The 9,199-nt window shown below is 35.2% G+C and carries 12 protein-coding genes; 11 read left to right on the top strand and 1 reads right to left on the bottom strand.

Translation table 11 applies throughout. From position 1 onward, the window contains the following. Positions 1–89: 89 nt before the first annotated feature. The 11 genes from BTHERMOSOX_RS07685 (at position 90) to BTHERMOSOX_RS07635 (ending at position 8,358) form a co-directional block, all read left to right on the top strand. Positions 90–581: a TerD family protein gene (locus BTHERMOSOX_RS07685; RefSeq protein ID WP_138120509.1), complete on the top strand. Its 492-nt coding sequence runs from the start codon at positions 90–92 to the stop codon at positions 579–581. 282 nt (positions 582–863) lie between these two features. After that, positions 864–1,082, top strand: coding sequence for a hypothetical protein (locus BTHERMOSOX_RS07680; RefSeq protein ID WP_138120508.1), 219 nt, complete (start codon positions 864–866; stop codon positions 1,080–1,082). Between the two features lie 486 nt (positions 1,083–1,568). Further along, complete coding sequence (locus BTHERMOSOX_RS07675; RefSeq protein WP_138120507.1) at positions 1,569–2,021, top strand: tellurite resistance TerB family protein; 453 nt, start codon at positions 1,569–1,571, stop codon at positions 2,019–2,021. 6 nt (positions 2,022–2,027) lie between these two features. After that, positions 2,028–2,630: an HAD family hydrolase gene (locus BTHERMOSOX_RS07670; RefSeq protein WP_138120506.1), complete on the top strand. Its 603-nt coding sequence runs from the start codon at positions 2,028–2,030 to the stop codon at positions 2,628–2,630. Between the two features lie 17 nt (positions 2,631–2,647). Then, entirely contained in the window at positions 2,648–3,223 is a 576-nt protein-coding gene (locus BTHERMOSOX_RS07665) for a TerD family protein (RefSeq protein WP_138120505.1), read from the top strand. Positions 3,224–3,276: 53 nt separating this feature from the next. Continuing rightward, positions 3,277–3,855, top strand: coding sequence for a TerD family protein (locus BTHERMOSOX_RS07660; RefSeq protein ID WP_138120504.1), 579 nt, complete (start codon positions 3,277–3,279; stop codon positions 3,853–3,855). Between the two features lie 15 nt (positions 3,856–3,870). After that, positions 3,871–4,965, top strand: coding sequence for a phosphoribosyltransferase domain-containing protein (locus tag BTHERMOSOX_RS07655; RefSeq protein ID WP_138120503.1), 1,095 nt, complete (start codon positions 3,871–3,873; stop codon positions 4,963–4,965). Further along, positions 4,949–5,689: an HAD hydrolase family protein gene (locus tag BTHERMOSOX_RS07650; RefSeq protein ID WP_171004696.1), complete on the top strand. Its 741-nt coding sequence runs from the start codon at positions 4,949–4,951 to the stop codon at positions 5,687–5,689. Before BTHERMOSOX_RS07655 ends, BTHERMOSOX_RS07650 begins: the two co-directional genes overlap by 17 nt. After that, a complete protein-coding gene (locus tag BTHERMOSOX_RS07645; protein WP_138120501.1) occupies positions 5,682–6,788 on the top strand; it encodes a cysteine protease StiP family protein in 1,107 nt (368 codons plus the stop codon). The genes BTHERMOSOX_RS07650 and BTHERMOSOX_RS07645 overlap by 8 nt, the downstream gene beginning before the upstream one ends. Before the next feature lie 9 nt (positions 6,789–6,797). Then, entirely contained in the window at positions 6,798–7,682 is an 885-nt protein-coding gene (locus BTHERMOSOX_RS07640) for an HpcH/HpaI aldolase/citrate lyase family protein (protein ID WP_138120500.1), read from the top strand. 70 nt (positions 7,683–7,752) lie between these two features. After that, complete coding sequence (locus BTHERMOSOX_RS07635; protein ID WP_138120499.1) at positions 7,753–8,358, top strand: TerD family protein; 606 nt, start codon at positions 7,753–7,755, stop codon at positions 8,356–8,358. Between the two features lie 115 nt (positions 8,359–8,473). On the opposite strand, the gene BTHERMOSOX_RS07630 is transcribed toward BTHERMOSOX_RS07635, so the two are convergent. Continuing rightward, positions 8,474–9,199 (bottom strand): hypothetical protein (locus BTHERMOSOX_RS07630; protein WP_171004695.1); only part of this gene is annotated, 726 nt, incomplete at its 5' end.

Genomic DNA, 9,199 nt, shown 5'->3' with positions numbered 1-9,199 from the left:
GATTCATCAGGAGTCCTGAGGCAAATAAAGTCTCTGTTAGAGACCGAATATATGGCTGCAATCTTGTTCACTGTTGATATCACCAAAATTTGAAAACTTGGCTTGCAATAATTGAGGAGTCCATATATGGTTTAGCTCCCTTAGCAACCAGCTATGGGGTTGATATTGATGATGAGACGCCAAAACAAGATGTTTGTGCTGAAAAAAAGATTTCTACAAATAATCTACAAAATCAGTCAACACACTCATTAAAGCCTGAAAATAAAAAAATTGATTTACTAAAATCAACAGTTAACTTGAAGAAGTCAGGTGAAAAAACAACGATTAATCTATCGAAAGGCAGTAAAGTAAAAGCTAGCTTAGTATGGCAAACAAACAGTGATTTAGATTTATATTGTTTTTATGTTAATAATGACGATAAAGAAGGTAAGGTTTATTATAAGAATTTAGGATGTCTAGAATATTCCCCATATATTAAACTATTAGGTGATAGTCAAGATGGAGGAGAAGAAATAATTGAGATATCTCGTCCTGAAAATGTAAAGTATGTTTCATGCCTATCCGGTTGCTTCCCAAGATAATGGAAAGGAAATCACGTTTTCGCCCAATGCTCCAGAGTGCGGCACATACATAGCTCAGTACTTGCAGAATTATGCAGGAGATAGATGTTTTGGGAGACAACCGGATAGGCATGGTATGTTTTATTAGCTGCTTATAGTGCGCTCAGTAATGGTATTGGCAGTTTTTACTCTTATAAGGCAAAAATTATTGTTTCTGATAGTAACAATCAGGAGGTTATTTCTCACTTATCGTATAAAGATCCTTTTTCATATTGGGTTGCATTTGCTCTGATTGATTTTACAGTGCCAGGAAAGTTAAGTATAAAAAATGTTGAAACTTATTCAAATAAGAAAACCTTTGCTAATCAATTTCAGAAAATAACAGGTGGAAAACCTTCCAGCTTATTTAACACATCAAGTAAAAGTATTAATGGTGTAAATTCTTATGATCCTGAGAAGTCACCTTATTTATTTAAAGATGGTACTTTTATGATGTCTGTGGGTGTTAGAGAATTTAAATAGTTGTATTCTTTCCATTCCCCAGTGAACACAAAGGCTCTTCTCCGCTTTGATGTGTGAGCAATTTGTCCATTTCTGCCTGTAGAGATAATCTTTATTTGGCTGAGTAACATAACCAAGAATATGTGCATTGGTAAAATTATAAAAAGCTTTTTTAATAATAAAGGATTTATATATCAATGGTTAACAAGATTTTTAATATACACTCGTCAACGGGGAGAAGAACCAATTAAAATATAATTATGTTCAAAGTGTTAAATAATATGCCCCGATGCAGTTATCGATTTTGTGTGCTGCATCTTTTAATAATATAGGGATAATTCTTGAGGTAGCCAAGGATAGTGAAATGTTTAAGGATGAACAGAGAGAAGCAGTCAATATATAATGGCTTCAGATTTATTTTAAAATCAGCAGTAAATAATTTATTGTGGCTGTTTTTAGGCAATACGTCAAAAGCATAGCCATATAATTCACATTTAAGGAAAAAATATGTTGTCAAATTTTTTACAACAAGCGCGTAATAAACTAAGTGAAATGAAAAATGAAGCATTAAAATTTAAATCTAAAGATTTTCTTAATGCAGCATTAGGCGGAAGTGCTTTAGTCATTATGGCTGATGGAAAAATCGATCCGCAGGAAAAAATAAAGATGATGACTTTTATTGAAAGCCATGAAGCATTATCCATCTATGATACTTCTGAAGTTGTTAAAACATGGAAAGATTATATAGATACTTTAGAGATGGATGCTGATATTGGCGAAGCAAAAGCTATGTCGGCACTGGGTAAAATTAAAGGTAGCGATGAGCAGGCTAGGTTGGTATTACGGATGGTTTGTTCAATTGGGGCTGCTGATGGTGACTTCGATGCGGACGAGCGAAGGGCTGCGTCAAAGATAGCTGTCGAATTAGGGTTAAATCCATCTGAATTTGATTTAAGTTGATTTTTGATGAAGTTGGCTTTGTTTGATTTTGATGAAACACTAATTTATCAAAATTCATTGGGATATTTGTTTAAAGAAGTCACAAACAAACGTTTTATATTCCCGAGCACCTTATCATTAATTTTTGAATTTGATACTTATCGTCATGGGATTAAATTTTCTATTAAAAGAAGACTGTATAAAAGTTGTCTTGCAGGCGTGAGTGAAAAAAAATTATATGAAGCGGGGAAAACATCTTCTAAAAAATTACACCCACTAGATGAAGTTGTTGATTGTCTACATGAGTTACACAAGCAAAATTATATTATTTGGATTGTAACAGCTACTCCAGCTCTATTTGTAAAAGGTGTAATCAATCAGTGGGGCTGGCCAGTAGAACGTGTAATAGGGACAGAGCTTTACCAAAACAATAATATTTATACTGGCGATTTGGGTGAAGAGTGTATGAAAGAGGAAAAGGTCAAACGTATCAATGACGTCATCAAGAGTAAAAAACTGGAACCAACTATTGAAATTGCCTTTGGTAATTTGCCAGTAGATATACCAATGATGTCACTTGCTAACAAAAGCTATGCTGTTGCTGGTAAACAAGTTGTTATTTTTAATTAAAAAGTCAGGGGAAAAAAATGGCAGTAAACTTAAGTAAAGGCGGTCGAGTTAATTTAGAGAAAGAAGCTCCAGGTTTGCAAAATGTACTTTTGGGATTAGGGTGGGATTGCAAAAAAACTGATGGGGTTGATTTTGATTTGGATGCCTCTTTATTAATGCTTGATGCTAATGATAAGTCTGTTGGTGAAAATAGTTTTATTTTTTACAACAATAAAACCAGTTCTTGTGGTTCAGTCATTCATCAAGGTGACAACCTTACTGGTGAAGGTGAAGGTGATGATGAAGTGATCACTGTTGCATTGGAAAAAGTACCTGAAAATGTTAATAAAATGACAATTGCAGTAACTATTCATGATGCTGAAGCTCGTAATCAAAATTTCGGTCAAGTTGATAATGCTTTTATTCGTGTTGCCAATAATGACAACAATGAAGATATTGCACGTTATGATTTAACCGAAGATTATTCAACAGAAACTTCACTGATTTTTGGCGAACTTTATCGTAAAGATGGTGAATGGCGTTTTGTAGCGAAAGGTGATGGTTTTGCTGGAGGCTTGAAAGCGTATTTGACCACATATGGTATTGAATCTTAATATTTAACTGAATTTTACAATTTTATTTTAACTACATAATGATGGAGTAAATCATGGGCGTATCTTTACAAAAAGGTGGTAACGTAAGTTTAGAAAAAGCAGCACCAGGCATGACAAAAATACTGGTTGGCTTAGGTTGGGACGAGCGTGCTACAGATGGTGCTGAATTTGACCTGGATGCCAGTATTTTTCTGCTGAAATTAGATGGTAAAGTTCGGGCTGACAATGACTTTATTTTTTATAACAACCTGACTTCCAGTGACGGTTCAGTTGTCCATCAGGGTGACAACCGTACAGGAGAAGGTGAAGGTGATGATGAAGCTGTAAAAATTGATCTTGCAAAAGTGCCTGCAGAGGTTGATAAAATTTCAGTAACCGTCACTATTCATGATGCTGTTAACAGAAATCAGAACTTTGGACAGGTGGCTAATGCATTCATTCGCGTTGTCAATGATGAAAATAATGAAGAAGTCGCTCGTTATGACTTATCAGAAGATTACTCTATTGAAACAGCAATGATTTTTGGTGAAATTTACCGCCATAGTGGTGAGTGGAAATTCAAGGCAGTTGGTCAGGGCTATGAAGGTGGCTTAAAAGCATTAGCAACTGGTTTTGGCATCAGCATCGGATAAAATGATTTAAAATTTATGATAAAACACATTCAAGCAGGAACATTGACTGTTAATTTCTCTCAAGGCAAAGAACGGTTGAACCAGTTGATGGATTTTGCTAGCAGAGAAAATGAAAAACGTGGTTTTTTATTTGTTAGCAAAGTTCTTGGAAAGCACATTCCAGTAAAACCATCAGTCATGCGTAATATCTATGATGAACTGGCCGATTTATGCATGATTGACAGCCATACTCATGTTATTGGTATGGCTGAAACTGCTACTGGTTTAGGGGCTGGCGTTGCCGACAGTCTATCTAGAAAAAATCCTGAATTGAATGTGTATTATCAGCATACTACTCGACATCAATTGAACCATCCTGTCTGGTTCACTCTAGATGAGATTCATTCACATGCAGTCGTTCACATTTTGTATCGACCAAATGATTCAGTTTATCAAGGTATTCAGTCGTGTGAACGTTTGATCCTTGTGGATGATGAAATGACGACGGGAAGAACATTACTACTACTAGCTGAAGGTATGCTCAAACAAGTTCCTTCTATTAATGAATTGGTTATTGTTACACTAGTGAGTTGGTTGACAAATGATAAGACGAAAATATTTGAAGAAATTTCTGTTCCAGTAAAATTTGTACAATTAGTAAAGGGTGATTTTTCATTTAAAGCCAATCCAGAATTTTCAGCTCACCTACCTGAAAATGTGGATGATGGTGTTTGTGAGGAAGAATCTCGTGATGATTTGGGTCGTACTGGAATGTTGATGCCATATGAATTGTCTGATACTTCAAACTTACATTTTAAGTTAAATGAACCTCTAGTTGTTGTAGGCACTGGAGAACATTTATACTATCCATTTTTATTAGCAGAAAAATTAGAAAAAAAAGCCGATGTGCTTTTTCAATCCACTACAAGATCGCCTATTTTAAATGGAGATGCTATTCAGCGTAAAATTCGTTTTGATATTGGTAATGGCAAGGTAAATTTTATTTATAACCTCCCTACTGATCGACAAAAATTAGTCTTATGTGAAAGTGAAAGCTTGTCGAATAAAAATGGCTTAATTAATGGCCAAGAAGAAATTGTAGGAAGTGAGTCTATTGAATCATCAATATAAATCTAAAATCGTTGTCTTTACTGATTTGGATGATACATTAATCCAGACAAAACGTAAGTTACCTGAACATGCACTTACAACATTAGGTGCAACTGATAGGGAAGGTAAAGCTTTGTCATTTTTTACACAATCACAAAAAATAATGCTGGACATGTTTACCCAAAATGGAGCCCATATTATCCCTATCACGGGACGAAATACTGATGCGCTTAATCGGGTCCAATATAAGTTCCATGGTTTTCGTGCAGTTTCTCATGGTGCAGTCGTATTAAAAGATAATAAAACTGTTTGTGAAAATTGGTTAAGTGAAATTGAATCTTTGATTATGGATTGGCCAGAATTATTAGAATATTGTAATAAAGAAATTGATCAAATTATTAAAAGTCATAAGCTTGATGCAAGAACCAGAGTTATTATTGATATGGATATACCTGCTTATATATCAGTGAAAGGGAATATACAGGATTTAGAAATAATTAAACAAAACAACCCTTTAAATGAAAAATTTAATCGTCATGAAAATGGTCGTAATCATGCGCTATTACCTCCTTATGCGAGTAAGAAAAAAGCAGTTGAATATATAAAAAAACAACTTGAATTGAATGTGAATGACTTGATTATTGGGATAGGTGATAGTTTATCTGATCTTGATTTTATGAGTAGTTGTCAATTTTCAATGATGCCCGTAAACAGTCAAATTGCAAAGGAATTGGTTTATGCCTAAAGCGCAAAGATCAATTCTTTCTAATGAACCTTTAATTGGTAGCTATGCGCCTGAGGATTGTTTATTTTTATTAAAAGCAATTGAGGCTCAATATTATAGTATTGAAAATAAAGAACAATTGCTCCAGTCTGGGCAGTTACACTATTCAGAAATGATCCATAAAGAGTCATCTCCAACGAAGGAATACACTGATCTGTTTTTACAGGTGACTTTGCAGTACAAAACTCGGCTGGCCAAAGAGATAGTATCTCTTGCCAAGTTGATAACTGAAAAACGTAGTGGTAATATCACATTATTATCTTTAGCAAGAGCTGGGACTCCAATCGGTGTTTTGTTACAACGAGCTTTGACTCGGTTACTAAAATGTCAATCAACGCATTATTCTATCTCCATTATCCGAGATAGAGGAATTGATGAGAATGCTTTGGACTATGTCCTTGCTCAAGGACATAGTCCAGAAGGTATTGTATTTATTGATGGTTGGACTGCTAAAGGTGTTATTACCAAGGAATTGCATCAAGCAGTCGCCTCTTATAATTGCTCCAGAAATGTTTCTATTTCTTCTGAATTATTTGTTGTCTCAGATATTGGTGGTACCGCAGATGTTCAAGCAACTTTTGATGATTACACAATTCCAAGTGCATTAATGAATTCGACAGTTTCTGGGCTTGTATCTCGTTCTATTTTAAATGCTCAAATAGGTCCATTGGATTTTCATGGCTGCGTTCAATATGACCATTTAAGTTTAGTCGATCTATCAGTTTGGTTTGTTGATGAAATTTTTAATGAAATGGAACTTGGAAATTTAACCCCTGTCATTCATGAGTCAAAATTGTCCAGAAAACAAATGACTGAGAAATTTCTTAATTGGATACAGTCTAACTATGGTGTGTCTGATATTAATCGAATTAAACCAGGTATTGCAGAAGCTACCAGAGTACTTTTGAGACGTGTGCCTGATCAGTTGTTGATACGAGAAACAGCTCATGTGGATACGCAACATCTGGAACGATTAGCACTAGAAAAGTCAGTTCCAGTGACCGAAATTTCTAATATGCCATTTGGTGCATGTGCATTAATAAAAGACGTACTTAAATAAGGATAAAAAATGCCAGAACATGTGAGTTACTTTGATTTGGGAGCGACGCTTTATACGCCTTGTACTCATGGGAAATTATCATCCTTATTACAACACAGCCCTTCATTGACTCGTTCTATGGTTCTGTGTCTAGAAGACTCTGTAAGAGAAGATGAACTGAATTTGGCATTAAATAATTTGAAAGTATCACTTAAAGATTTCAAACCAAATACAAAAGTTAAACGTTTTATCAGACCTCGGAATCCACTGGTTTTGGCTGAAATTTTAAGTTATGATAATATTGATAAAATTGATGGGTTTGTGTTGCCTAAATTTGATTTGAATACAATAGATTTATATAAAAAAGTAATAGATAAACAGGAACACAGTCACTTTTCATATATGCCTATTTTAGAAACTGCACAGGTGTTTGAACGTAGCGCAATGATCAAATTACGCCAATTGTTAAAAGAGTGGGGGGGTACAATAACCTGTCTTAGAATTGGTGGTAATGATCTGATGAATATTTTAGGAATTAAGCGACTGAAGGGAATGACAACTTATGACACACCTATTAGAAGTGTAATCGATCAATTGATAATTATTTTTCGCCCAGAAAACTTCGAGCTCTCAGCTCCAGTATTTGATATCATTGAAGATTTGGAAACACTAAAAAAGGAAGTCATAATAGATCTATCCTATGGTTTTTATGCTAAAACTGCTATTCATCCATCCCAAGTTGACGTGATAGAGAGTGTGTTTTCTCACTTCATTGAAGGTCATTCGATACAGTCTGAACGGGTATTAGATGAGAATGTCTCAGCAGTTTTTAAATTTAATGGGCAAATGATGGAAAGAACCTGTCATAGAGGGTGGGCGACAAGGACAACACAGTTAGCTAAACGGTATAACTAAATTTTTTCATGGCTTGTTGGTTTTCATGCGAGCATTATTATCAAAACCTCTTTATTTTTAGGAGAAAATCATGGCAGTATCACTGCAAAAAGGGCAACGCATCAGTTTAGAGAAGGATGGTGGTGGCCAAATGACACAAATGTGTGTTGGCGTTAATTGGGGAGCAATTGAGAAAAAAGGGTTATTTGGAGGGATAAAAAAAGGAGCAGTTGATTTGGATGCCAGTTGCGTAACTTTTGATTCGGCAAAAAAAGTTCAGGAAATTGTTTATTATGCTCAACTTCGAGGGCAGGGTATTCAGCATTCTGGTGATGATTTAACTGGTGATATGGATGGCGACGATGGTTTAGACAATGAAGTTATTGTTGTAAACTTAAATCAGGTTGATGCAAATGTCGAGCAAATTGTCTTTATGTTAAATTCTTTCCAGGGACATGATTTTAAAACGATTCCCTTTGCGTCTATTCGACTTTATGAAGGAACAGCCTCTAGAGTAGATCAAGTGCATGCTACATTTGATATTGCCAATGATCCAAAATTCTCAGGATCTGTTTCAATGATTATGGGGAAATTGTATAAAAAAGATGGGAAGTGGAAATTCACAGCCATCGGCGATACTACGCGTGACAAAAAATTAAAAGGTACGGTGAAAACTGCTCAAACTCAATACTTGTAATCATAGTCAGAACTTTATGCTGTGCTAGTTCTCAACCTGGAAGTAATACTAGACTTAGAGATTATGCATTTAGTATGAAATCAACATAATATTCATCAGTGTTCCCCTATTAGCTCTATCCAGGAACTAACCGAGCCATCAAAGCACACATCAGGTCGGCCAGAGGCTTTCCTGTGATAATTGCGTTTTGAACGGCTCGAATGGTATATGAGCTGATACGTGCAATTCTTTCCAAAAACAATAATGGATTAACAAAGCCACCCTTATTCTTGGCTCTTTCCTGCCTTTTTTCAAGAGATTTAGTATATTTTTTATCCGAGGGATGAACCAACTTAGGATCTTGTATTTTTGAAATTTCTTCACAAACACGCATTAAATTATAAGTCATGGTGGTGAGGCGCATTTGATTATTGAGTGATTTAACCGAAGAAGACCAAGCCTTTTTTTCTTTCAGGTCACTTTTACTGTTATTGTAGGCTTTTTCAATGGTCCAGCGTTTGTAATACAGGATAGCAATCGTACCCGGGTTTATTGATTTCGGTAACGTCGATACAAAACGATGCAATTTTTGTGTTTCGGGGTCACGGTAATGTAAAACATTAAATCTTACGCCTTGGTTTTCATAAATACTGTAATCTTCAATGCCCGTGTTGATAGGGTTATTGGCATCAAAGCCTATGGGTTCAATCCAAGTAGCCACTGAATTTTCTTTTAAAACAGATATCATGTAGTTTTGATGGCTTTTTTGTTTTGCCCACCAATGAAAGTCTGTGACTGCCTTATCATACACATAAAGCTTTTTTTCAGACGGGTCACTCTGACTATTTTGATGATCAATATA

Origin of the sequence: Bathymodiolus heckerae thiotrophic gill symbiont, from assembly GCF_900128515.1 — a bacterium.
Classification (GTDB): domain Bacteria; phylum Pseudomonadota; class Gammaproteobacteria; order PS1; family Pseudothioglobaceae; genus Thioglobus_A.
This window is presented reverse-complemented; position numbering and strand designations above follow the sequence as displayed.

Excerpts from the sequence above, each read along its gene's own strand:
- BTHERMOSOX_RS07660 (WP_138120504.1), top strand. The coding sequence starts at position 3,277 with ATGGGCGTATCTTTACAAAAAGGTGGTAACGTAAGTTTAGAAAAAGCA.
- BTHERMOSOX_RS07655 (WP_138120503.1), top strand. The coding sequence starts at position 3,871 with ATGATAAAACACATTCAAGCAGGAACATTGACTGTTAATTTCTCTCAA.
- BTHERMOSOX_RS07645 (WP_138120501.1), top strand. The coding sequence starts at position 5,682 with ATGCCTAAAGCGCAAAGATCAATTCTTTCTAATGAACCTTTAATTGGT.
- BTHERMOSOX_RS07640 (WP_138120500.1), top strand. The coding sequence starts at position 6,798 with ATGCCAGAACATGTGAGTTACTTTGATTTGGGAGCGACGCTTTATACG.
- BTHERMOSOX_RS07675 (WP_138120507.1), top strand. The coding sequence starts at position 1,569 with ATGTTGTCAAATTTTTTACAACAAGCGCGTAATAAACTAAGTGAAATG.
- BTHERMOSOX_RS07665 (WP_138120505.1), top strand. The coding sequence starts at position 2,648 with ATGGCAGTAAACTTAAGTAAAGGCGGTCGAGTTAATTTAGAGAAAGAA.
- BTHERMOSOX_RS07670 (WP_138120506.1), top strand. The coding sequence starts at position 2,028 with ATGAAGTTGGCTTTGTTTGATTTTGATGAAACACTAATTTATCAAAAT.
- BTHERMOSOX_RS07635 (WP_138120499.1), top strand. The coding sequence starts at position 7,753 with ATGGCAGTATCACTGCAAAAAGGGCAACGCATCAGTTTAGAGAAGGAT.